This window comes from Methanobrevibacter thaueri, assembly GCF_003111625.1.
Classification (GTDB): Archaea; Methanobacteriota; Methanobacteria; order Methanobacteriales; family Methanobacteriaceae; genus Methanocatella; species Methanocatella thaueri.
The window spans coordinates 88,447-113,340 of the sequence record NZ_MZGS01000026.1 but is presented as its reverse complement, the minus strand read 5'-3'; the positions used below and the strand labels follow the sequence as shown (position 1 = coordinate 113,340).

General features: G+C 41.9%; 20 protein-coding genes. 12 read left to right on the top strand and 8 right to left on the bottom strand.

Annotated features, from left to right (window positions below):
- The 4 genes from MBBTH_RS08365 to glmM (MBBTH_RS08350) all read left to right on the top strand — a co-directional run.
- Positions 1–3,326 (top strand): Ig-like domain-containing protein (locus MBBTH_RS08365; protein WP_207773358.1); only part of this gene is annotated, 3,326 nt, incomplete at its 5' end.
- A gap of 118 nt (positions 3,327–3,444) precedes the next feature.
- The gene (locus MBBTH_RS08360) at positions 3,445–4,140 is read left to right on the top strand and encodes a TIGR00297 family protein (RefSeq protein ID WP_243409776.1); all 696 of its coding nucleotides are present in this window, start codon (positions 3,445–3,447) and stop codon (positions 4,138–4,140) included.
- A 320-nt stretch (positions 4,141–4,460) separates the two neighbouring features.
- Positions 4,461–5,699: a 2,3-bisphosphoglycerate-independent phosphoglycerate mutase gene (locus MBBTH_RS08355; RefSeq protein WP_116592590.1), complete on the top strand. Its 1,239-nt coding sequence runs from the start codon at positions 4,461–4,463 to the stop codon at positions 5,697–5,699.
- Between the two features lie 11 nt (positions 5,700–5,710).
- Entirely contained in the window at positions 5,711–7,048 is a 1,338-nt protein-coding gene (gene glmM, locus MBBTH_RS08350; protein ID WP_116592589.1) for a phosphoglucosamine mutase, read from the top strand.
- An 87-nt stretch (positions 7,049–7,135) separates the two neighbouring features.
- Here glmM (MBBTH_RS08350) and MBBTH_RS08345 read toward each other — a convergent pair whose 3' ends face one another.
- Both MBBTH_RS08345 and MBBTH_RS08340 read right to left on the bottom strand, forming a co-directional pair.
- Positions 7,136–7,855, bottom strand: a complete 720-nt coding sequence (locus tag MBBTH_RS08345; RefSeq protein ID WP_116592588.1) for a DUF4012 domain-containing protein — start codon at positions 7,853–7,855, stop codon at positions 7,136–7,138.
- A 150-nt stretch (positions 7,856–8,005) separates the two neighbouring features.
- A complete protein-coding gene (locus MBBTH_RS08340; RefSeq protein ID WP_116592587.1) occupies positions 8,006–8,173 on the bottom strand; it encodes a rubredoxin in 168 nt (55 codons plus the stop codon).
- Positions 8,174–8,324: 151 nt separating this feature from the next.
- Between MBBTH_RS08340 and glmU the strand changes: the two genes are divergently transcribed.
- The 5 genes from glmU to MBBTH_RS08315 are packed head-to-tail and all read left to right on the top strand — an operon-like array spanning position 8,325 to position 13,061.
- Positions 8,325–9,611 carry a bifunctional sugar-1-phosphate nucleotidylyltransferase/acetyltransferase gene (gene glmU / locus MBBTH_RS08335; RefSeq protein WP_116592586.1) on the top strand — a complete coding sequence of 429 codons (1,287 nt, stop codon included), beginning with the start codon at positions 8,325–8,327 and terminating at the stop codon, positions 9,609–9,611.
- Between the two features lie 8 nt (positions 9,612–9,619).
- Positions 9,620–10,102: a gamma carbonic anhydrase family protein gene (locus tag MBBTH_RS08330; RefSeq protein ID WP_116592585.1), complete on the top strand. Its 483-nt coding sequence runs from the start codon at positions 9,620–9,622 to the stop codon at positions 10,100–10,102.
- Positions 10,103–10,105: 3 nt separating this feature from the next.
- On the top strand, positions 10,106–11,206 hold the full coding sequence (gene hisC / locus MBBTH_RS08325) for a histidinol-phosphate transaminase (RefSeq protein WP_116592584.1): 1,101 nt from the start codon (positions 10,106–10,108) through the stop codon (positions 11,204–11,206).
- Positions 11,206–11,910, top strand: coding sequence for an anaerobic ribonucleoside-triphosphate reductase activating protein (locus MBBTH_RS08320; protein ID WP_116592583.1), 705 nt, complete (start codon positions 11,206–11,208; stop codon positions 11,908–11,910). The genes hisC and MBBTH_RS08320 overlap by 1 nt, the downstream gene beginning before the upstream one ends.
- Positions 11,911–11,924: 14 nt before the next feature.
- Positions 11,925–13,061, top strand: a complete 1,137-nt coding sequence (locus MBBTH_RS08315) for a tetratricopeptide repeat protein (protein WP_116592600.1) — start codon at positions 11,925–11,927, stop codon at positions 13,059–13,061.
- 158 nt (positions 13,062–13,219) lie between these two features.
- Here MBBTH_RS08315 and glmM (MBBTH_RS08310) read toward each other — a convergent pair whose 3' ends face one another.
- The 4 genes from glmM (MBBTH_RS08310) to thiC form a co-directional block, all read right to left on the bottom strand.
- The gene (gene glmM / locus MBBTH_RS08310; RefSeq protein ID WP_116592582.1) at positions 13,220–14,584 is read right to left on the bottom strand and encodes a phosphoglucosamine mutase; all 1,365 of its coding nucleotides are present in this window, start codon (positions 14,582–14,584) and stop codon (positions 13,220–13,222) included.
- 63 nt (positions 14,585–14,647) lie between these two features.
- Complete coding sequence (locus MBBTH_RS08305; RefSeq protein ID WP_243409775.1) at positions 14,648–15,097, bottom strand: exodeoxyribonuclease VII large subunit; 450 nt, start codon at positions 15,095–15,097, stop codon at positions 14,648–14,650.
- A gap of 61 nt (positions 15,098–15,158) precedes the next feature.
- Complete coding sequence (locus MBBTH_RS08300) at positions 15,159–16,817, bottom strand: ATP-dependent DNA ligase (protein WP_116592580.1); 1,659 nt, start codon at positions 16,815–16,817, stop codon at positions 15,159–15,161.
- Entirely contained in the window at positions 16,818–18,092 is a 1,275-nt protein-coding gene (gene thiC / locus MBBTH_RS08295; protein WP_116592579.1) for a phosphomethylpyrimidine synthase, read from the bottom strand.
- A gap of 120 nt (positions 18,093–18,212) precedes the next feature.
- Here thiC and MBBTH_RS08290 point away from each other — a divergent pair, with 120 nt between their 5' ends.
- Positions 18,213–19,067 carry a methanogenesis marker 8 protein gene (locus MBBTH_RS08290; protein ID WP_116592578.1) on the top strand — a complete coding sequence of 285 codons (855 nt, stop codon included), beginning with the start codon at positions 18,213–18,215 and terminating at the stop codon, positions 19,065–19,067.
- Between the two features lie 8 nt (positions 19,068–19,075).
- On the top strand, positions 19,076–19,726 hold the full coding sequence (locus tag MBBTH_RS08285) for a 3'-5' exonuclease (RefSeq protein ID WP_116592577.1): 651 nt from the start codon (positions 19,076–19,078) through the stop codon (positions 19,724–19,726).
- Between the two features lie 162 nt (positions 19,727–19,888).
- On the opposite strand, the gene MBBTH_RS08280 is transcribed toward MBBTH_RS08285, so the two are convergent.
- Both MBBTH_RS08280 and MBBTH_RS08275 read right to left on the bottom strand, forming a co-directional pair.
- A complete protein-coding gene (locus MBBTH_RS08280) occupies positions 19,889–22,093 on the bottom strand; it encodes a CDC48 family AAA ATPase (RefSeq protein WP_116592576.1) in 2,205 nt (734 codons plus the stop codon).
- A 312-nt stretch (positions 22,094–22,405) separates the two neighbouring features.
- A complete protein-coding gene (locus tag MBBTH_RS08275; protein ID WP_116592599.1) occupies positions 22,406–23,716 on the bottom strand; it encodes a prephenate dehydrogenase in 1,311 nt (436 codons plus the stop codon).
- Between the two features lie 60 nt (positions 23,717–23,776).
- On the opposite strand from MBBTH_RS08275, the gene MBBTH_RS08270 reads away from it, so the two are divergent.
- The gene (locus tag MBBTH_RS08270) at positions 23,777–24,838 is read left to right on the top strand and encodes an mRNA surveillance protein pelota (protein WP_116592575.1); all 1,062 of its coding nucleotides are present in this window, start codon (positions 23,777–23,779) and stop codon (positions 24,836–24,838) included.
- Positions 24,839–24,894: the final 56 nt, after the last annotated feature.

Sequence of the window (24,894 nt, the reverse complement as noted above, 5' to 3'; positions counted from 1 at the left end):
ATGCACCTGAAGTTGTTGTGGTTGATGGCAAACTTGTATTCAATGTAACCAACTCCACTCCTGTTGTTGTTACTATTAATGGTGTGGTCTACACTCCTGATGCAAATGGTAATTACACCTTTGATGCGGATGTTGTTGGTAATTACACTATTATTGCAAGATCTGCCGAAACTGATGAGTTCTATGCTGCATTCAACAGCACTGTATTTGAAGTTATCAAACATGCTTCCAGTGTGAATATTACTGTAAATGATAAATATGAAATCGAATCTGACTTCACTATTGGAATTGAGAACAATACTGTTGTCAATGTAACTATTAATGGTGTTGAATACCCTGTTGTTGACGGTAAAGTTGTGATTGACACTACTGCTTTGGCTGCTGGTAACTACACTGTCACTGCTACAGTTTACGAATCCGGCAAGTATTATGCTAACAGCACTACAAAAACATTCACTATCTTCAAGCACGCTGCTGTGATTGATAGTGTTGTTGTTCCTGTTGTGAATATTACTGTTGGTCAGAATGTGACCGTTACTGTGACTATGGGTAATGTAACTAGTGGTAAAGTGATTGTTGAAGTTGGAGGACACAACTACACTGTTGACATCAATAATGGTGTAGCTGTATTGGTTGTTGGCTTACCAGAAGGTGAGTACACAGCTCATGCATATTATCTTGGTGATGATAAGTATAATGCTACTGATTTAGCTAATGCTACAGCATTCAATGTTGTTGCTAAACAGAATGCTACTATTATTATCAATGCTGCTGATGTTGTTGAAGTTGATGGCAAACTCGTATTCAATGTAACTAATTCAACTCCTGTTGTTGTTACTATTAATGGTGTGGTCTACACTCCTGACGCAAACGGTAACTACACCTTTGATGCTGATGCTGTTGGCAACTACACTATTGTTGCAAGATCTGTTGAAACTGATGACTATTACGCAGGATTCAACAGTACAGTATTTGAAGTTGTAAAACACGCTTCAAGCATAAATGTAACCGGTGATGAAATTAAAGTAGGAGAAAACGCTACAATCAACATCGAGGCTCCTAACTACAATGGTGCAGCTTATGTAAATATCGATGGAGTAGATTACTACGTACTGATTACAAACGGCGTAGGCCAACTTAATGTCACTGGATTAAAAGAAGGCACTTATGATGTTAAAGTAACTTACATTGAAAACGACAAATACTTAGAAAGCACTAATGACACTGCTAAAGTAATTGTTACCAAAGTCGATACCGCTAACATCAATGTAACTGTTGAAAACATTACTGAAGGCGAACCTGCAATAGTTAAAGTAACTGTTCCTGAAGACGCTACAGGTAATGTGACAGTCACAATAGGCAATATCACTAAGACAGTTCCTGTATCTGGCGGCGAAAACGAGATCATCATATTGGATGTTCCAAAAGGTGAACACAACGTGACCGTAACATACAACGGTGATGACAAATACGCTCCTGATAACGCTACCGATAAGATTACCGTGGCTCCTAAACCTCCTGAAGAAGGAATCGATATTGATGATTTAGGAAACGGAACTGTAGTAGTCCATGTTCCTGGCAATGCTAGTGGAAATGTAACAATCAAGATTGGAAACAACACATACAATGCTACTGTTGTTAACGGTACCGCAACTGTTGATTTGGCTGATGAAGTTCCTGGAACCTACAATGCTACTGTAATTTACACCAATGAGGATGGCTTGAATGCAACAACTACCAAATTAGTGCACATTCCAAAATATCCAACTCCAATGTCCATTGAAGTTAAAGATGCTAATGTTGGAGATGTCGTCAAGGTTGTTGTGAATGCTGGAAACGTTACAGGCAACGTGACAATAGAAATAAACGGCGTAAACTACACTGCCAAAGTCGAAGGCGGAAAAGCCACATTCAATGTTGAAAACTTGACTGCCGGAAACAAAACAATTGTTGCAACATATGCCGGTGATGACCACTATGAATTCAATTCCACTACTGTCCAATTTGAAGTATTCAAGAATGATGCTCCAATGTCTGTTTCAGCTGCAGTGAACGGCGCTGAAATAACAATCACAGTATCTGACTTGCCAACCGATGCAACAGGATATGTGATTATTAGCGTAAACGGCACTGAATATGGTATTAACATTACCAAAACCAATTCAGTTACAATTTCAGTTCCTGTCGCAGGAGACTATGATGTTGTTGCAACCTACTTAGGTGATGACAAATACCTGTCCAACTCCTCATCAACATCATTCAAGGCAGAGAAATCCTCCACTGATATGTATGTTGAAGTTGACAACACTGTTGCGGGCAATGATGTGATTGTTAAAGTAACACTTCCTGACGATGCAAAAGGTAATGTGACAGTTAAAATAGGAAATACAACCAAAGTGGTAAACGTGACAGGTGGAGAAACCACCATTGCAGTTCCTGACATAGGTGAAGGTACACACGATGTAGAGGTAATCTACAGCGGTGATAATAAATATAACCCACAAACAGTAAATACTAAAGTGACAGTATTCAAGTCAATCATTGCTGAAAACCTTACAAGAGGTTGGAACAGTCCATATGACTATCAAGCAGAGTTCCTGGACAAAGATGGCCATGTGCTTGCCAATACTGATGTGCAATTTGTCATAGACGGAAAAACATACACCGTCAAAACAAATGATCAAGGTATTGCTTATTTAAATACTTCCAATTTGGCTATTGGCAAATATGATGTGACAATCATTAACCCTGTCACTGGTGAGACTGTAAACGCTACAACAAACATTGTAAAACGTCTGATTGAAAACAAAGACATCACAATGGACTTTGTTGATGGAACATACTATGTCGTAAGGGCTATCGGTGACGACGGCAAACCTGTAGGCAAGGATGAGTTTGTTGATATCTTTGTGAACACTATTCACTACTCATGCAGAACAGATGAGGACGGTTATGCAAGACTTAAAATCAACTTAAATCCAAAAACCTACACAATTACTGCAGAATACAAGTCTTACAAAGTCTCTAACAAGCTTGTTGTAAAACAAACTCTCAAACTGGTCAAAAAGACTGTGAAAGTTAAAAAAGGTAAGAAATTAACACTTAAAGCAACCCTCAAATGGTCTAATGGTAAAGCGATATCTGGCAAAAAGATTGTCTTTAAATTCAAAGGCAAAAAATACTCTGCAAAAACCAATTCCAAAGGTCTTGCTAAAGTGACTATCAAGGCTAAAGTTACCAAAAAACTCAAGGCCGGTAAAAAATACAAATACTCTGCTACCTATATCTCTAACACAGTTAAAGGCAAAGTGAAAGTCACAAAATAGTTGGATTTAATTAATGTTGTTTCAAAACAACATTAAACTTTTCTTTTTTTTCGTTGTTTAGTTAATCTTTTATATCATCTTAACCAAAACATATACTATAGGGAGTGTTGTGGTTAAAATGCAAGCATTGATGATTAACTGGATATATGTAATAATCTTGTTTATTTTAGGAGTAATCACCTATAGAAGAAAATCCCTTGATTTTCTCGGTTCAGCGATAATGGTGATTATGGGAATTGTTATCATTTTTTCCGCAGGGGCAAATTGGTTAGTGTTAATCATACTCTTTTTAGTAATGTCTCTTCTTGCAACCAAATACTCTAAAAAATATAAGATGTCCCTTGGAGAGTTTGAAGGAAGGAGAACCTCCAAAAACGTTATCTCAAATGGTGTTGTGGCATGTTTCATGGCTGCATTCGGAGGATATTACCTGCCGTTTGTCGGAGGGTTCATAGGAGCCATCGCAACAGCGACAGCCGACACATTGGCATCTGAAATTGGTGTATTGGATCCCCACCCTAGACTTATAACAACATTCCAGAATGTGGATCCGGGAACCAATGGTGCAGTTTCAACACTCGGAACAGCTGTAGGTATCGTCGGTGCGGCAATCATAGGTATTGCGGCATTCTTTTTGGGAATTGTTGCAAATCCATTGTCAGCAATTTTCGTTTCAGTAATATCCGGAACCGTCGGTTGCTTTATGGACAGTATCCTTGGTGCGTTGTTTGAAAATCGCCATATTATAACAAATGAGCATGTGAATCTAGTAGCAACAATTGTCGGGGCAATAGTTGGAATCCTGCTTATCTGATTTTGGGGCATTTTTCGACTCTTAGGTTAGACTGATTGAATCATATTTTTCATAAATTTATATTTTTTCAGCGATTCATCTATATGCCTTAATCGAGATTACTTTTTTTCACCATACATGTTTAATATGCTTGAATACAGAATAATTAATTTTTCATAATTTGATATCAACCATTAATTTAATCATCTGTTCCTTTAAGGATATTGCATCAAAATTCTTTCCAGTTTTTCGTTGATGCCCTGCATGATTTTTTTTTAAATAAATTATTTTAACTATTAAAAATAAAATCTATAATAGTATAATTTATTAAAGGTGATAATATGAAAGGTCTTATTTTAATCATGGATGGAATGGGTGACCGTCCAATTAAAGAATTAGGAAATAAAACTCCTTTGGAAGCTGCCAACACTCCAAATATGGATAAGATGGCTGAAGAAGGAATTACTGGTATTATGGATTCAATCGCACCCGGAATAATTCCTGGAAGTGACACAGCACACTTATCAATATTGGGATACAATCCATATGAGGTATACACTGGCAGGGGACCATTCGAGGCGAATGGTGTTGGAGTCGAAGTTCTGCCAGGTGACATCGCATTCAGATGCAACTTCTCAACTGCAGATGAGGACCTTATAGTCACAGACAGACGTGCCGGAAGAATCAAGGAAGGAACCGATGAGATTGTTGCCGAACTGAACAAGATGGTTCTTGAGGACTATCCTGACATCAAAATCATATTCAAGGAATCAACCGGTCACAGGGCAGTTTTGGTTCTCAGGGGAGAAGGCCTGTCCGATAAGGTCAGCGACGCAGACCCAAAAGTCGAAGGAAACAAGCCAAAAGAGGTAAAGGCACTTGACGACACACCGGAAGCTGCAAAGACCGCAGACATCCTAAACAAACTGGTCGTGAAAACCTATGAGATGGTTAAGGACCATCCGGTAAACCTGAAAAGAATAGAGGAAGGAAAACCTCCTGCAAATATTGTCATTCCTCGTGGAGCCGGTGAGGTGCCTGTTGTCGAATCATTAAACGAAAAGTATGAGGTCAACTCAGCATGTATTGCAGAAACAGGTTTAATCATGGGTATAGGAAGATTCGCCGGAATGGACATCATAGAAATGGAGGATGTGACCGGTGGAATCGACACAAACCTTGACAATATCCGTGACACCATAATCGACCAGGTCAAAAACTCAGACCATGACTTCTTCCTAATCAACATCGACGGAGCGGATGAGGCTGGCCACGACGGTCAGACAATGGAGAAAAAGGAATTCATCGAAAAGGTTGATAGAGTTGTCATGAGCGAACTTATCAAGCTCGAAGACGTTTACATTTACCTTACAGCTGATCACTCAACACCTATTTCCATCATGAACCACTCAGGAGACCCAGTGCCTGTTCTTATAAGAGGTCCTGAAGTGAGAGTGGATGACGTTTGCGAATTCTCCGAAAGGGCATGCGCAAAAGGAGGACTAAACAGGATCAGAGGATCAGACGTAATGAACATCATGATGGACTTAATGAATTACGCCCACAAGTTCGGAGCATAGGAGTGAATTCGATGGCTGCGGAAAAACTTTTCGGAACCTCAGGAATAAGAGGAAAGATAGGCTCTGAAGTGACTTGTGAATTGGCATTGAATGTGGGAAAGTCCTTGGCGCATTACCTTGGAAATGAGGGCCGTGTCGTTATAGGATATGATACAAGAACCACAAACCAGATGCTTGATCAAGCCATTACAGCAGGATTGCTTGAAAGCGGAGTCGACGTAATCAAAATAGGAATGGTTCCAACACCGCTGGTGGGTTATGCTACTGAAAAGCTTGATGCGGATGCCGGAATAATGTTGACAGCATCACACAACCCGTCTCCATATAACGGGATAAAGTTATGGAACAAGAATGCAATGGCATACACCTCCGCACAGGAAAATGAAATTGAGGAAATATACTTCAACAAGTCCTACACCTCAGCAACATGGGATAAAGTGGGAAGGTTAAGCGTCAATGAAGAAATCAAGGGCCAATACGTTGACGATTTGGTTAACATGGTTGACATCAAGGAAGGTTTCAAGGTCGTAATCGACTGCGCATCAGGCGCCGGAAGCGAAATATCACCTTTAGTATTTAGAAAAGCAGGCTGTGAAGTGACAACCCTAAACTCCCAGCCGGACGGATTTTTCCCAGGCCGCAACCCGGAACCGAATGCTGAAAACCTCCAGACACTGATGAAAACAGTTGTAGCCATTGGCGCGGACTTGGGTATTGCCCATGACGGTGATGCCGACAGAATGATTACAGTTGACGAGAAGGGAAATGTTTCACCATTTGACTCATTACTGGCTTTGATATCAAAAGAGTTCGACGGAGACATTGTCACAACCGTTGACGCTGGCTTGTGCATGGACGAGTCCGTAAAGGGAAAGGTATTCAGAACTCCTGTCGGTGATGTTAACGTTGCTGAAGTCATAATCGAGAAGAATGCAAGTTTTGGCGGAGAGCCTTCAGGAACATGGCTGCACCCTGACTTCTGCATGTGTCCTGACGGAATACTGTCCGGATTGAGAATGGCCGAACTTGTTTCCAACAAGGGAAAGCTATCCGAACTGCTTGATGAGATACCTTCATATCCAAATGTCCGTGAAAAGATAACATGTTCAAAAGAGGCCAAAATCAAGGTAATGGAGAATATGGAGGACCTGTTGACTGATGCCTTTGATGACATCGTTGAGGTAAATTCAGTTGACGGCGTCAGATTGACATTTGCCGACGACAGTTGGGTGCTTGTAAGGCCGTCAGGTACAGAGGACTATGTCAGAATCACCCTTGAATCTCGAAGCGAAGAAAGGGCTGAAGAGATCAGGGATGCATGTGTAAAAATAATCAATGAAAACTTATAGAAGATAACCATATCTTCTTATTACTATTTTTTTTAAAATAAAAAAAGTTCTTTAAAGAATAAAGATTCTTTAAAGATTATTCAAATATTAACTCAACGATTCAATTCCTTTTGTAGCCAGCAGTTTTGTAAATGAACCTTCAGGTTGCATTACAATGTTTCCTTTAGAGTATTCATTTAAGGCGGCTTGAATCATAGTGGCTTTTTTATCAGGGTTTGCAGCAGCTTGAGCTAATGCTTTAACCAGTACCATAACTGCATCTGACCTGGACATTGTTCCGGAAACTCCCTCGTTACCGGCGTATCCGTTATATGCGTCGTTTTCACAGATAATGTCTGTTGCACTAAGATTTGTCTCCTCACCGTCTACTTTCAATGGCCGGACTGAATCAATAATATTGTCTACTCCTTCGTCATAAACAAGAACTACTGCATCAGGAGTCATGTTAGTGTTATACTCCACGATTTCTTTTGCGTATTGCATACCCTCCTCGATTCCATCATACAGACTGTCGTGAAGGAACATCTTTCCTCCTCCAATTGCACTGGATGCGGGTTGTGTTGGGTGTGTCATGCCTCCAGGATAAATTGGAGTGTAATTGTCGAAACTTCCATTTCTCAAGTGGATCATGAACGCCATGTCCACTCCACCGTTGGACTGTTCGTATTTGTCAGCAGTTAATAATAATATGTCCTTATCTTCCTGTGAAAGGTCAGGACCACTATTTAATGCCCCGTAGATTGAAGCCAATAGTCCTACAAGGATAACTAAAAGAATAGCTATAATCAGTTTTTTCTTCCTTTTCATTTTATTTCCCACGCTTAATTAATTAAACTATGTTAGTAAATAAAATTACAATATTAGATTTAAAAATTAAATTATATAAATATTTTTAAGAATTATAAGATTTTTATGGAAAAAATAGTTTTTAAAAATAAAAAGTTGAAGAAGATTTTTTTATTCTTCTTCAGCGATGAATGCTTCAATACCTAAAGCAGCACATTCTGGGCAAACCCAATCGTCTGGCATGTCTGCAGGAGTTGCTCCAGCAGGGATGTTGTATGCAGGGTCACCTTTTTCTGTGTCAAATCTGTATTCGCAGTGTAAACAAACATATACGGTCATTTTATAATCTCCTTTAAATTTTTGCTATTAGCATAGCTAATATAATTTGAGTTTATAAAAACTATTATTTAAAATTAGTCATTTGATTTAGTTAAATTAATTAATAAGTAAGGAGTTAAACATATAATATTATTAGATTTTATAGGGGATAATTAAAGTGAAAGCGATTATTTTAAGTGCCGGCGAAGGTTCAAGAATGAGGCCACTAACACTTACAAAGCCTAAAACCATGTTGCCGGTTGCTGGAAAACCAATCATCCAATATAACATCGAATCATTAAGAGACAATGGTATTAAGGATATATTATTGATTGTCAGATATAAGGAAGAAATGGTTCGTGATTACTTTGGTGATGGTCATGATTTTGGCGTTAACATTTCATACAAAACACAGAAAGACTTTTTAGGAACTGCTAATGCTATAAGCTATGGTGAAGACTTTATCAAAGACAGCCTGATTGTTCTCAACGGGGACATCATTCTGGACAATGAGATCATCAACGAAATCATTAAGAAATACAATTACATGAAACCTGACACACTGATGCTTTTAACAGAAGTCGAGGACCCATCCGCATTCGGTGTAGTTGAAATCGAGAACGGAAACATCAAAAGCATTGTTGAAAAGCCTAAAAAAGAGGAAGCTCCAAGCAACCTAGTCAATGCGGGAATATACGTATTCAACAAGGACATCTTTGAAAAAATCAAGAAAACAGAACTCTCAGAAAGGGGAGAGTACGAAATCACAGATTCAGTGTCATTGCAAATTGCTGATGGAAAAACAGTCATTGGTCATAAAACCAGCAAGGATTGGATTGATGTCGGTAGGCCATGGGAGCTAATTGAAGTGAATGAGGAATTGATTAGCCAACTCAAAACAGATATCAAGGGTCATGTTGAGGATGGAGCACATATCCATGGGGAAATCTTCCTTGACGAAGGCAGCATCATCCGTGCAGGAGTATACATTGAAGGAAACGTATACATAGGCAAGAACTGTGACATAGGTCCTAACTCTTACATTCGTGGCAATTCCTACTTTGGGGACAACGTCCATGTGGGAAACGCCGTTGAAATCAAGAACTCCATCATTATGGAAAATACCAATGTCAGTCACTTGAGTTATGTCGGGGATTCAGTCATCGGATCCAACTGCAACATAGCTGCAGGGACCAACATTGCGAACTTGCGTTTCGACAACAGGTCAGTCAAGACCAAAATCAAGAATCAGATGATTGATAGTGGAAGGCGTAAGTTCGGTTCAATCATTGGGGATTCCGTCAAGACAGGAATCAACTCAAGCTTCTCACCAGGTGTGAAGGTAGGACACAATTCCACTATCGGTTCAGGGGTTTTGTTGTATGATGATGTACCCTCCAACACTCGCGTATTGGTAAAACAGAATCATATTATCCAAGACAAGAAAAACAAAAAATAGGCGATATTATGGAAAATAAAAAAGACTCTATTGTAATATGCCCAGGCGCACAGGTAATTGGTAAGGTTGAATTGGGAGAGGACGTATCAATATGGCACGGAGCCGTCTTAAGAGGAGATACAGATTCAATAACCATTGGAAACAATTCAAACGTCCAAGATAATTGTGTTGTCCATTGTACAAAAGGATTTCCAGTCAAAATTGGAGATAACGTGTCTGTAGGTCATGGGGCTGTCGTTCACGGCTGCACCCTGGAGGACAATGTTCTGATAGGAATGAATGCGACCGTTCTAAACGGAGCACACATCGGAAAGAACTCAATTGTAGGTGCCGGAGCGGTTGTCAGCGAAGGAAAGGAATTCCCTGAAAACAGCCTTATTCTTGGGGTTCCGGCAAAACTGATTAAGGAATTATCCCCTGAACAGGTTCAGATGATTCAGAACAATGCGGACAATTATGTGAGACTCTCCAAACAATATAAGGATGATTAGATTATGAAAGCTAGACAAATTGTAGAAGAAATGGATTCATATGTTCCCGGAAGATCTCAGGACGAGATTGCAAGCGATTTCAACCTTAAAAAGGAGGACATCATCAAGCTGGGTTCAAATGAAAATCCATGGGGTCCTTCCCCAAAGGCGATGAAGGCCATTGAGGATGAAATCAGGTCAATCAACAGGTACCCCGAATCACAATTACATGAACTGGTCTGTGAAGTGGCCAGATATTCCGATGTGGAGCCTTCACAGGTCATCATCGGTGGAGACGGTGCGGACGAAATAATCGACGTGCTTGCAAAGACATTCATCGACGAGGGCGATGAGTTCATAGTCCCGTTGCCGTCCTACATGTACTACGAATACTTATTAAAGCAATACGGCGCAAAGCCGGTTTATGCAAGATGGGACTTGGAGGCAAATGAACTGGACGTCGACTCAATTTTCGATTCCATATCCCCTAAGACAAAAATGATTTTCCTCTGCAGTCCTAACAACCCTACAGGAACCTTGATTGACAAGGAAGTTTTAATGGACATTGCAGGCAAAAACCCTGAGGTCCTAATCGTCATTGACGAGGCCTACTTCGAGTATTCAGAGGTGACAAACAAGGATTTGATTAATGAATTCGACAACATATTCATAATCCGCACAATGTCAAAGGTTTTGGGGCTTGCGGGAATGAGAATCGGATACGGCCTTGCATGTGATGAGATAATCGAATACATGCACAGGATTAAACCGGTGTTTTCACTTACAAGGCTGTCATTCGTGGCTGCGCTCAACACTTTCAGGGATACGGAATACATCAAGCAATCCATCGAAAAGGGAATAGAATCAAGGCAATACCTATATGATGAGGTTTCAAAGATTGACGGCTTGAACGTCTTCCCTTCAAAATCAAATTTCATGCTGATAAATGTTAAGCAAACAGGATTCACAGCATCCGAGCTCGCCTTGGAACTGATGAAGAAAGGAATCATAGTTCGTGATTGCACTTCATTCAAGGGTCTGGATGAGTATTGGATCAGGATAAGCATATGCACATTGGAAGAGGATAAGAGATTCATTGAAATTTTAAAAGAGGTTTTAAACTAATGTACGTTGGTGGAACAGTAATATCATCTGTTGAATTTCATGGAAACATGTCATTAGTCATTTTTATGTCCAAATGCCCTTTGGCATGCAGATATTGCCACAATGTCGAGCTGCTGGAGGACAACACCGAAAGGTCACTTGAGGAAATCAAGGAGGAAATCGATTCCTCAGCCGATTTTCTGGACGCTATTGTAATATCCGGAGGAGAGCCGCTGGTCCAAACCGATGATGTGATTGAGATACTCAAGTACGTTCGTCAAATCGGTCTCAAGACCAAGCTGGATACAAGCGGAATTTATCCGGACAAGATCAAGAAGATTCTGGATTTGGATTTGCTTGATTATGTTTCACTGGATGTCAAGACCACATTTTCAAAGTACCGAAAGATTACCGGAGCTAATGTGGGCTTCCAGGTTAAGAAATCAATGGATTATATAAATGATGCTGGTGTTCATCTTGAAATCAGAACAACATATGTTCCAACATTACATACAAAAAAAGACATTATCAACCTGGTTGATGAAATCAATGCAGACATCTACACCATTCAGCAATTCAGAAACAAGAATGTATTGGACCCGGCTTTAGAGAAGGTTGAAGTTCCAAATCCTCATGATTTGGCAAAACTGGCAGAGGAGATAAAGCCTTACTTCGACGGTGTCGTCAAGGTCAAGTCAGGAGAGTTTGGAGAGCAGGTTATTTAAGGAGAGTGTTTACAATACCAATTTTATCATTTTCAAGCAATGATATAGATGTCATTACCGGTAAGAAGACCAGAACAATACGCAAGGCGTGGAAGACTCCTCTTAAGGTTGGTGACAGGTTATATTGCTACTGGAATCTTGTTTCTAAGGAAAAGATGAAGATTTTTGAGGCGTTCGTAACCGGCATTGAGAATATTCCATTTTCCGAAATCAAGGACAATGATGAATTGGCTCGCCAGGAAGGTTTTGAAGACTCCAAGGATATGCTGAGGGAATTCAAGAAGATGTACGGCGGTCGCATTGACCCCAATGACGAATTCCAGATAATATATTTTGAAAAAATACACATCGATGACTGGAAAGGTGACAAGATCGATGAGAAGGCCATGATTACAAAAAGGGCAGACATTCTTTTTGACAGCGGTAAGTTCGACAAGTCCACAATGTGCTATGATGCCGCCTTGAGATTGGATCCTCATGACGTTTACCTGCTGAATAAGCAGGGAGATAACCTGTCAAGGCTGGGCAAGTTCATTGAAGCCATTGAGTGTTATGACAAGGCATTGGAGTATGAGCCAGATAACATTTACATTCTGAATAACAAGGCTATTGCGCTTTTGAACTCTGGAAACATCAATGAGGCTTTGAAGGTGAGCAACATCGCTTATAACTATCGTCCAAGCAGCCCTATTGTCCTGTATTGGAGAGGTTTCATCCTGGAGATGCTTGGCAGATATGATGATGCGCTGAGGGTTTATGACAAGCTGATTGTTCTTGACGGTGAAAATCCTGAGGTGTGGAACTCCCGCGGAAACCTGTTGACCGACATGGGAATGCTGGAGGAGGCCATTGAGTCATTCGACAAGGCCGTTGAGGTTTGTTTGGATGATTCTGAAATGGATGCATCCGCTATAAATCGTATGGGAAATGCGTATATTGATTTGGGTAAATTTGATGAGGCATTGGAATGCTTCAATCAAGCTATAAACCTTGAAAAAAATAATATTGACTTCCTGCTTAATAAAGGAGTGGTTCTAATGGAACTGGGCAAGTTTGAAGAGGCTGTCGACAGTTTCAATAAGGTTCTGCTTAGGAACCCTGACAATGAGGATGCGTTTTTCCTAAAAGAAGAATGTTTAGATAACTTCTAATGTAGATTGTTGCATTGAAGTTCTTGTTTTTTATTTTATGATGACATTATTTTTGATGGTGATGTCATTAAATGGGTGCTTGCGACCTTGATTTATAATTTAATTGCTTGTTTTTTCAATTAAAATAAAAGAAAAATTGGTGATGGGTATCGATTCGATTATTTCTTGTATTTGTTGATTAGGCTGATTCCCCAATCAGTCATTTCATCAGCCTTGTCCTGTGAATCGGACTCCGCAAAGCATCTGAAGATTGGCTCTGTACCTGAGGGTCTGATGATGACCCAACCGTCATCCTTCAAGATTTTAACACCGTCAGTCAAGTCCAATTCGAAATCGGTTGTTGTCTTGATTTCATCGGCAATGCTGGTCATGACAAATTCCTTCTCATCGTCAGGACATTCGATTTTCATCTTGCTTGCGTAGTAAACCGGCAATTCAGCCACCAGTTCGGATAAAGGTTTTGACTCCTTGGCCACGATTTCAAGGATTTTGGCAACGGTCATTACAGCATCCCTTCCGTAAACGAAATCAGGGAAAATCAAACCTCCGTTTTCCTCTCCACCGAACAATCCGTCAGTGTCTTTTAGCTTACGTGCAACAAGCAGGTCTCCAACCGCTGTGGCTATAACTTCACCGTTGAACTCTTCGGCAACGTCATATATTGCCTGTGATGTTGCAACAGTGGTGACAATGGTTCCGCCGTTGTTTTCCTTAAGCATCTGCTTTTCAACGAGTGTGAATGTCTTGTCGCCCAAAACGAAATTGCCCTTCTCGTCGATGCAGATTGTCCTGTCGGCATCCCCGTCATGTGCAAGGCCGATATCGGCGCCAAGCTCCTTGACGACGCTGATCAATTCCTGAAGGTTCTCTTCAATAGGTTCAGGGTCACGTCCAGGGAAAAATCCGTCAGGTTGTGAATTTAGACTGGTTACATCACAGCCGAGCTTGCGGATTAGGTATGGGGCAGTGTAGCAGCCGGCACCGGATCCGCAATCCACAACAACCTTCAAATTGGCGTTCCTGATTGCTTCGGCATCGACTTTTGAGATTGCCTCATCAACGTATTCATCGATAATCTTGTCATTAATGTAAACTTCGCCGATTTCAGAGAAATCTGCCCTTTTAGGTTCGGCATCGAAGTATAATCTTTCAATTTCCAGTTCCATATCGTCAGGTATTCCAATCCCGTCAGCATCCAAGAATTTGATGCCGTTATATTTCGGAGGGTTGTGTGAAGCGGTAATCATCACTCCTCCATCGTAATACTTGCGAACCGCATACTGGACACCAGGGGTAGGTAGGATTCCCAAATCCACCACATCACATCCTGAAGATAAAAGCCCAGCTTTCACGGCTTCCATTAGCATAGGAGTTGAAGTACGTGTATCTCCACCAACAGCAACTGTGCCCTGAATCTGTGTGCCGTAACAGGCTGCAAGCCTTGTTGCGAATTCAGGTGTTAAAACATCATTGGCGGTTCTTCTAACTCCAAAAGTCCCAAATAATCTTTTTTTATTTGACATGTTTTAATTTCCTTTTAAGTTTATATAAGTTATTTTTTGTCATCAATCAATAAATAAGTATTGTTAATTGATTATTCTTAGGCTGTCCCCATTCGATAGGATAAGTTCCAAATCGGAATTGTACTCGGTAATTGTCCCGACAACCTGAACCTTCCGGTCTTTAAAGTCCTCAATGTCAAGGTTCCTTGACTGGATTTCGCTAACCTGGCTTTCAAAAATGATAAGGGGAATCTGCGCTTCACCGTCGTTTATTGTCAGAAAGTAGCTTGTTTTTGAGCTTGACTGGGCCACATCGGTAATCACTCCCGTGACCTTGACCTCCTCATCAATCATCCCCCTGTTAATGTCCCCGATGCCCACTTCCTTGACCTCAATCGTCGGGGTGAAGATTATCAGGCCTATTATTCCAATCAGCGAGGTCACCAGCGCTATCCTCAATAGTTTGTCGTCTGTGATTTCCATGTGTAATAATGGATTTTCATAGCTTAAATAGATGTGATGGGGCGGTTGCAAAATTGGAATGAATTAAAAAAGAAAAAAATAAGTAAATAGATAAACAGTTATTCGGCGTTGCTCAGTTGCCTGTGCGGTACATTGAAAGCAGCCTCTCAACTGTGTCGGCATCCATTGGGCTTTTGTCCTTTCTTATGTTCTTGACAACAGGGAATCTCAATGAATAGCCTGTTTCGTATTCAGGTGATTCAACGATTTCTGAAAATGCAATCTCCAGAACGATTTTCGGTTCAACCTTGATTTCACGTCCTTTGGTTGAGATTTCAAGCTCCTTCATTTTGCCGGTGAGGTATTCAAGGGTTGCATCGTCAAGGCCGGTTCCGACCAATGCCACGCTCTTGAAATCATCGTTTTCATCCCTGAGTGCAACAAGGTAAGATCCGACAAAGTCTCCTCGTTTTCCGATGCCGTATATTCCTCCAGTGACCACCATGTCCAATGTTTCCGGCTCGGCCTTGTACTTAAGCATTTTTTTGCCTCTGAGTCCTGGAATGTATGGTGAACTGCAGTCCTTGATCATTATGCCCTCATGGCCCTCGTTTATTGACCATTCAAAGAGTTTCTGAATCTCTGGGATGTTGTCGGCATTCGCAACTTTCAGTGTGCTCAGGTTCATCTCATCAACGGATGTGTCGACAATGCTTTCCAGGACATTTCTCCTGTTCTTCAAAGGCTCATCAATCAGTGGCTGCTTGTAATACATCACATCAAAGAGGTATACCTTTAGGGGAACATTTTCCATGGCCTCTTCCACATTGTGCTTTCTTCTGACCCTGTGCAGGACATTCTGGAAGGGCAACGGCTTGCCGTCACGGGTTGCGATTACCTCTCCCTCAACGATATAGTCCTCATGGGGCATGTGTTCGTCAAAGAGCTCAACGATTTCAGGCAGCGCATGTGTGATGTTTTCAAGCCTACGTGTGAACATGTTGATTTCATCGCCGCTTCGATGCACCTGCAGCCTTATTCCATCATATTTGGTGTCACAGAGTGCACATCCCATCTCCGGAATGATTTCATCAAGTGGCGGCGCCAGCTGTGCAAGCATAGGCTTTACAGGGGTTCCAGGTGTCAGGTTAAGCTTCTCCAAACCTGCGCTTCCCTGTTCCTTGGCGGTTCTTGCAACGACAGAAAAGTCATTGGTGAGCATTTGGGCTCTCTCGACAATCGCCTTGTCAATGTCGAATGCGTCAGCTATTGCGTCACGGACAATTCCATCTCCAACACCGATTCTCAGCTCTTCGGTGATTGTACGTGTCAGGTATTTCGCCTCTGTGGCGCTTGCCTGGGACAGAAGCTCAAGAAGAACTGCAATCTTGCGGTTTGTTGACCTGGAACCTGAAATCTGTGACAGCTTGCGCAGGCTGTTGAAAACGAAATCGATTGTCAGAGGCTGTGAGAAAAATGTGACCTGGGACTTTTTGGCGTATAGCTTGATGCAGGCAAGGCCTATGTCCCCTTCGTCACGAACGGCATCCTCAACGGCGGCCTGTGTTGTTCCGACAGCTTCAGCTACGGCCCTTTCAACCAGCTTTCCTCCAATTCCAATTTCCTCTGAACTCCATGCGGGAAAAACTGTTCCCAAAATGAGCAGCCCTACCTTTTCAATGGTGTCTGAGTCCAGGGTTTTCAGGTAATCGGATATGATTTCAGTCTTTTCCAGCCTCTTTGTTGTTGCCTCCAGGCGGGAATACACGTCAACAAGTTCCTGGTATTTCATTTAGAAATCTCCCTTGGCTATTTTTACGGCGCAGTACTCTCCGCACATGGCGCACATCTCGTCATCGTCAAGTTCACACTTGTCACGGTATCTTCTAGGCTTTGACTTGTCCAGTGCAAGGTCGAATTGCGCTTCCCAGTCGAATTCCTTACGGGCACGGGCCATTGCGCGTTCACGTTCCCATGCCTGCGGAAGTCCTTTTGCAACATCAGCCGCCTCGGCAGCAATCTTGGATGCCACAACCCCCTCCTTGACGTCTTCAAGGCTAGGCAGTGACAGGTGTTCTGCAGGAGTCACATAACATAAGAAGCTCGCACCCGCTGTTGCGGCAATCGCTCCTCCGATGGCTCCTGTGATGTGGTCATATCCCGGTGCAATGTCGGTCACGAGAGGCCCCAACACGTAGAATGGCGCTCCGTGGCAGATTGTTTTCTGGATTTCCATGTTTGCCTGAATCTGGTTGAGAGGCATGTGTCCCGGCCCTTCAACCATCACCTGGACATTGGCGTCCTGGGCCCTTTTGACAAGGCCTCCGAGATTCACAAGCTCTTGTATTTGAGGGATGTCGCTTGCATCTGACAGGCAGCCAGGTCTTAGGCCGTCACCTAATGACAGTGTGATGTCGTATTCATATGATAATTCCAACAGATAATCGTAATTCTCATATAACGGGTTTTCCATTTCGTTGTGGTTTATCCAGGAGGCAAGGAATGTTCCTCCACGGCTGACGATTCCCATCATACGATTTGCGTCTTTCAGCTTTTGGACCAGATCCCTGGTGATTCCGCAGTGGAGTGTCATGAAGTCGACCCCTTCCTTGGCCTGGTTTTCAATGGCCTTGAAGATGTCGTCAGGGTCCATGTCGATGATTTCCCTGTTCTTGTCCAATGTGACAACTCCTGCCTCATAAATAGGCACGGTACCGATACATAAGTCAACGGCTTCCATAATCTTTTTTCTGAACAGCTTCAGGTCGGAGCCGGTTGAGAGGTCCATCAGTGCGTCGGCGCCATATTCCTGGGCCAGCCTTGCCTTGTCGATTTCCAAATCGATATCATCAATCTTGGATGATGAACCTATGTTTGCATTGACCTTTGTTTTCAGACCTTCTCCAATACCGCAGGGTTTGGAATGGCCGTTAATGTTTTTAGGGATTACAACCAATCCCTTATCAATTAATCTAGCTAATTTATTCACGTCTATATTTTCATATTCTGCAACGAACTCCATTTCGGGGGTTATGTTGCCTTTTTGAGCTTCGCTTTTTTGAGTCAAATTTATCCCTCACATATTGACTAATCAGTAATAATTTTGTTTTTCTTACTATATAGATTAATTTATTTTTAAAATTTTTTATATGAGCATGTTGAAAAGTATTAATCAGATGGTGATTATATGGTTGAAGATAGACATGTAATTGAAGCACTCGGTAAAGTTCGAGTAGTAATCGAAAACGGCGAAATAACAGAAGTCGGCTCTTCCGATGTCAAATACTGCCCAATGTTTCATGCGATGCATGGGGTTGAGGAGCTGAACGAGGAATTCATAAGAAAAAACATCAATTTCAGAATCAAGGACTTTGGAATGTGCACACCTGAAAGGATAATCGAGATGGATGACGTGGTGACTGTCGGAATATCCGAAATCCTCAAGACCAATATGGAAATGGGAAACATCGACTGTGTCGTCGGGGCCTGCGAAGGTTCCGGAACAGTGCTCATGACCAATTCCCGTGTTGTTCAGGGAGTGGGCGCAAGGGTGTCAGGCCTTGTAAGCACAACTCCAATACCTGAGGTAATCGAGAACCTTGAGGCCAGGGGGAGCACAGTGCTGAACCCCGAGACCGCAGAATTGGACCAGCTTGAAGGTTTGAAGCTGGCCCTGGATATGGGATACAAGAACATTGCCATCACAATACTTCCTTCACCGATGGTTGAGGAAATCAGGAATTATTCTGTCGATGATGACGTGAACGTCTATATCTTTGTTGCACATACTACCGGATCAACACCTGAGGAGGCCGAAATGCTCTTTGAAAATGCGGACATTGTAACAGCATGCGCCTCAAAGGCCATTTCAGATTATACCGATGAGCATAAGCCATATTACTATGGACTGAAAGTTCCGATATTCTGTGCAAGTGAAGCTGGTCGTGAAATGTTGGACAACAGGCTTGAAAAAATAGGAAAGCCATTAACAACCAATGATTACCCTAGAAACAAGGATGACATTCCGCATAAACTGATTTAAGTGTTACCATGAAAGTGATATATTTTGATACTGAAACAACAGGATTGGACTGTAGGCGCTGCCAGATTATCGAGTTGGCAATGCTAACTGTAATTGATGGGGAAATTGAGGAGAGATATGACAGATTCATAAGGGTGGACGGACCCCTGCCCCCAAGGATTACTGACATTACGGGCATAACAGACCAGATGCTTGAAGGTGGAAAAACCGAAAGGGATGTTGCCGAGGATTTGAAAGTCAGGCTGACTCCCGGAACAGTGATGATTGCCCACAACTGCCAGTTTGATCTGCAATTTGTCTATCACCTGCTTAAAAGACATCTTCCAATGGAGGCTGATGAGATTGTTGAAAGCCTGGATTGGATTGATACAGTCACCGTTTTAAAGGACCGCAAGGAGTATCCTCATAGGCTGGAAAATGCCGTTGAACATTATGGCATTGAAAAGGTTAATTTTCACAGGGCAATCGATGATACAAAAGCGTTGTATGATGTTACTCAGGCAATGAAGGATGAACGTGATGATTTAGCTGAATACCTTAACGTTTTTGGATACAACCCTAAATATGGCGTTGAGGGAAGATTCCCATTCATCAAGTACAAGCCGCAACGTTTCAATCGATGCATGGTCGGACCTAATGATATTTTACCAAGAAAATAAGTGTTAAGAGAGATGTTGGGAAGATTCCATATCTTCCCAATCGGTAGAGAAATCTATGTAAACATTATGGAGGTTGTGGGAAAGATTTTCCTTAATCTTTCCCCGAGGTTAAAATATGGTTAGATAATAATTTTAAGGAGGAAAATGTAGGGAATGCAGTCCCTACATGTATTGAACTAACTGTTCGTCTTTCAGTTGTGTGTTTCCAGGTTTCACCTTGTCTATTGCATCTTTGAAGTATTTGTATGGAATCTCACTGGCTTCAAGATCATCTCTAAGCGCCAGCATTGCAGCCTCTCTGCATACGGCCTCAATGTCTGCTCCAACATATCCTTCAGTGTTTTTAGCTAATTTTTTAAGATCAACATCATCTGCAAGAGGCATGTTTTTGGTGTGAACCTTGAAGATTGATTTTCTTGCTTCCTCATCAGGCTCACCGACCTCGATGTGCCTGTCGAATCTTCCAGGTCTCATTAAACCTGTGTCCAAAATGTCAGGCCTGTTGGTTGCGGCAATGATTGCCACATCTTCAAGCTCTTCCAGACCGTCCATTTCAGTTAATAATTGGTTCACGACCCTTTTTGTCACGCCGCTGTCAGTGTCGTTTCCGCTACGGGCGCTGGCTATTGCGTCAATCTCATCGAAAAAGATCACTGTTGGGGAAGCCTGTTTAGCTTTTCTGAATACTTCACGTACTCCTTTTTCGGATTCACCCACCCATTTGGATAGGAGCTCAGGACCTTTTACTGAGATGAAGTTAGCTTCACTTTCACTTGCGACAGCTTTTGCAAGCAAGGTCTTACCGGTTCCAGGAATTCCGTAAAGAAGGGTTCCTTTAGGTGGCCTTATTCCTAAGCGTTGGAATGTCTCAGGATGTTTTAATGGCCATTCGACTGCTTCCTTAAGTTCCTGTTTAACGTCTTCAAGACCGCCCACGTCATCCCATTTGATGTCTGGGATTTGCACGAGCACTTCCCTTAATGCGGAAGGTTGGATCTCTTTTTGTGCGGTTTTGAAGTCATCGCCGGTTACCACAATCTTTTCCATTACCTCTTTTGGAATTTCCTCGTCGTTTTGGATTTCAGGAAGGATTCTTCTAACTACTCTCATTGCAGCTTCCTTACATAATGACTCGAGGTCAGCTCCCACAAATCCGTGAGTGGTATTTGCGATTTTTTCCAAATCGACGTCATCTGCAAGAGGCATGTTTCTTGTGTGGATTTCAAGAACTTCTTTTCTCTCTTCAGAGTCTGGCACTCCGATTTCAATTTCCCTGTCGAATCTTCCAGGTCTTCTTAAAGCCGGGTCGAGGGAATCAGGACGGTTTGTTGCACCGATTACAACTACTTGGCCACGTGATTTGAGGCCATCCATCAATGTAAGAAGCTGAGCAACGGTTCTTCTTTCAACTTCTCCATTGGTTTCTTCTCTTTTTGGTGCAATTGCGTCGAGTTCATCAATAAATATGATTGAAGGTGAGTTTTCTTCAGCTTCTTCGAAGTATTCCCTGAGGTTTTCCTCGGATCCGCCAACGTATTTGCTCATGATTTCAGGCCCGTTGATTGCAATGAAGTGGGCGTCACTTTCGCTTGCAACCGCTTTTGCCAGTAAGGTCTTACCGGTTCCAGGAGGACCGTGCATCAATACTCCTTTTGGTGGTGCGATTCCTAATTTCTCGAAGAGCTCAGGTCTTTTAAGTGGGATTTCAATCATTTCCCTTACTTTTTTAACTTCCTCTTTAAGACCTCCGATGTCTTCGTAGCTGACATCGACGAGGTTTCCGACACCTTCGATTTTTGAAACGTCAACTGGGGATTCATGTAATTGAACTTCGGTGTTTGGGCCTACGATGACAATGTCCTTTGGATTTGTTGAGACCACTGCAAATTTAATTTCCTTCATTGCAGGGGTGAAGTCCATAAGCTCATCGAATATGCTGCCGAAGCCCATGTTCATGCTTGGTCTTGGCGCGCGGATTTGTGATCCGATGATGTCTCCCTGAACCATTACTTTTCCTGCGAATAGTCCACGGACATCCCCTCTTACGCGGATATTGTCTTCGGTTGGTGCAAGAACAACTTTTTTAGCCTCTGTAGCTTTGGCTTTTCTGATTGTAACTTCTCCACCTATGGTTGCTCCTGAATTTTTACGAACTAATCCGTCGATTCTTATTACTCCAAGGCCAATGTCAGTTTGAGAAGGAAGAGCGATAGCTGCAGTTCTTCTTTCGCCGACAATTTCAATCAGGTCCCTTTCATGGATTCCTAAATCATCCATGACGTTTGGATCAAGTCTTGCGAGGCCTTGTCCTACATCCTTTTGTGAAATTGCTTCTGCAACTTTTAATGTGATTTCATTTTCTGCCATTTTTATCATCTCCGTATTGGCTGTAATGTGTGTAAATGTAATGTGTCAAAATCTTTTTGTTACTTTTTGTAACTTTATTGACAAAGTAATCTGTGTATGTCTTACTATATAAAGGTTTCGATTTTGATGATTTTTAAGAAAGCATTAAACAGTTCTTATTTGTCTTAATTTAATGGCAAATATTTTTTATAACTCTAAAAATAATTTAAAATTATATTTTCATAAAAAAAGTAATTATTAAAGCGGTATATTAAATTTTAAAATTTAATTACTTTTAGACACTTTAATATTTGTTCGTTATCAATAAAACAGTTATCTGATGACTCCGCCAAAAGCGGTGAAAAGTTCCTTGACTCTCTCTATGTCCTCCTTGGTCAAGGCGGTAACCTCAAATGTCAGGCTGATGGACCTGTCATCGATTTGGGGGCCGTTGTATGCGTCAGTCAATCTGATGTCCAGCAGATTGTCGTGCATCAGCACTGTCTTCTGGATGATTTCGACATTGACATTTTTCGGAAATACGCAACTGATGGACCGGGTTACGGTATTCCAGTTTTCAATTTTCCACTGGTGAAGCTCCTCAGGAAGCAGAATCCTGATGTTGGCTATGCGGAGTTTCTTGATTTTGGTACCGTTCCTTAAAATGGCTGTCTTGCCGTCTATATCCTCAAGAATGCCCACATGAATGGTTCCTGAGTAGATGTGCTTCAAGCCAACTTCCTGGCCAATGGAATTGTTGAGGTAGGTGTACTCGTAGCTCAAGGCGCCGATTGCCTTGTCACTTCTACCCAAAGCGTTTGTGATGTCGCCCATGTTTTTGGTTGCCCTTATGGCTATTTTGACGAACTCGTCCTCATCATTATTGTTTATGACATCCTTCAGCTCATTGACTGCTTCGGCGAAGGTATTTCTGACAGTTTCACCGTTCTCGTTCATTGACTGGATGTTATATGTCAAATACGGATTTTGGGATACGATACGGGCGATCATATCGATCATCAGGTTATATATTGGACTTTCATAGTCCTCGGTTTCGGATATGTTGACCTTAAGCTTCTCGATTGCAGACGCCGTTGAGATAAATGAGAAGTGGGTGAGGACCTGAACTATGCTCATCATGAAATCATGCTTTTCGGCACTGGCTTCGATGATTCTCATGTTTTTGCCTGCAAGGTAATCATAGACCTTCGGATACCACTTGCCCTTCTTATCGGCGGTCAGCACAATCACCTGATTGTCAAGTCTTGTGGTTCTTGGACCGAAGACGGGGTGTGTCGGAATGTACTCGACGGAATCCGGAAGCGCTTCCGCCATGGTTCTGGAAGGGCCTTCCTTAACGGAGGTAACGTCAACCATAAGTGACCCGGCTTTCATGAACGGTGCGACTTCACGAATGACGTCACAGGTGCTCTCGATAGGGACGGATATAACTAGGATGTCGCTGATGTTCGCAAGGCCTTCGTTTGATTCGATGTAATTCACGTTCAAGTCACTTGCGACCTTCCTTCCCTTCTTATGGTCCCTTGCGGAAATATAAACCTCAAACTCATCTCGGAAATAATAAATCAGGGTTTTTCCCAAACCGTCACTTCCACCTATAATTCCAACATTCATTTTAATCACTAAATTATTTTTGTAGTTCATAACTATATAAATTATTAACAAGAAAAATTATTGTGAATTATGAAAATTATAAACGAAAGCGAAAAGGATGGAATTGTTGAGGTCTTTCCCGAAACTTTGGATGACCTGTGGCATCTCTCACACATAATAGAGGTTGGGGACAATGCTTCCTCCAAAACCACAAGGCGTATCCAGGATACATCAGGAGACAGGTCCAGAAATGACCGGGGAGTTATCAAGACATTCTATCTTGGATTGGATATAGAAAAAATTTCATTTCAATTGTTCACAGGCAAATTAAGACTGACAGGAGTCATTACACGAGGTCCTGAGGATCTGATTCCTTTGGGTTCACACCACACCCTTGAGGTCAAGCTCAACACTCCAATCAAGATAGTGAAATCAAGATGGCCTAAATGGGCGATAAACAGAATCAACCAGGCGATTGAGGCATCCAAGAAGCTGTCTGCAATCATAGTGGTTCTGGAGGATGACACCGCAACCCTGGGTCTCATGAGACAATTCGGAATTGAGTATTATGGGCCGATCAAGGGGAATGTGTCCGGAAAAAGGATAATTGACAAGAACCGCCAGAAGAACATCATCCAGTTTTATGAGAAGGTAATCGATTCGATTGTAAAATTCGATTCTATCCAGAACATCATTATTGCAGGTCCGGGATTTGTCAAGAACGACTTTTATGATTACCTGAAGGACAAGCATGCAGACCTGGCCAAGATTTCAATCATAGAATCCACAGGTTCAGGTGGAAGGAACGGAATATCTGAAGTTCTAAAGAAAGGAACTGTGGAAAAGCTCACTTCCGAGAATCGTGTGGCGCTGGAAATGGGAGCCATTGATGACCTGCTCACTCAAATTGCCAAAAACTCATCAAAGGTAGCCTACGGTTTAAAGGAAACTCAAAACGCAATAAATCTTGGTGCAGTGGATAGGCTATTGATTATAGACACAAAGGTTGCTGAGGAAAACATGGGAGATGCGATGGACATGGTCGAAAACATGAAGGGTGAGGTCATGGTAATCAGCAGTGAACATGAGGGCGGAAAACAATTGGAAAGCCTTGGAGGCATGGCGGCAATTTTAAGGTACGAAATTGCTTAAAATTTATATAGAAAGAAGGTATTAATATTATATATAATTTTTGATAATAGTGATTT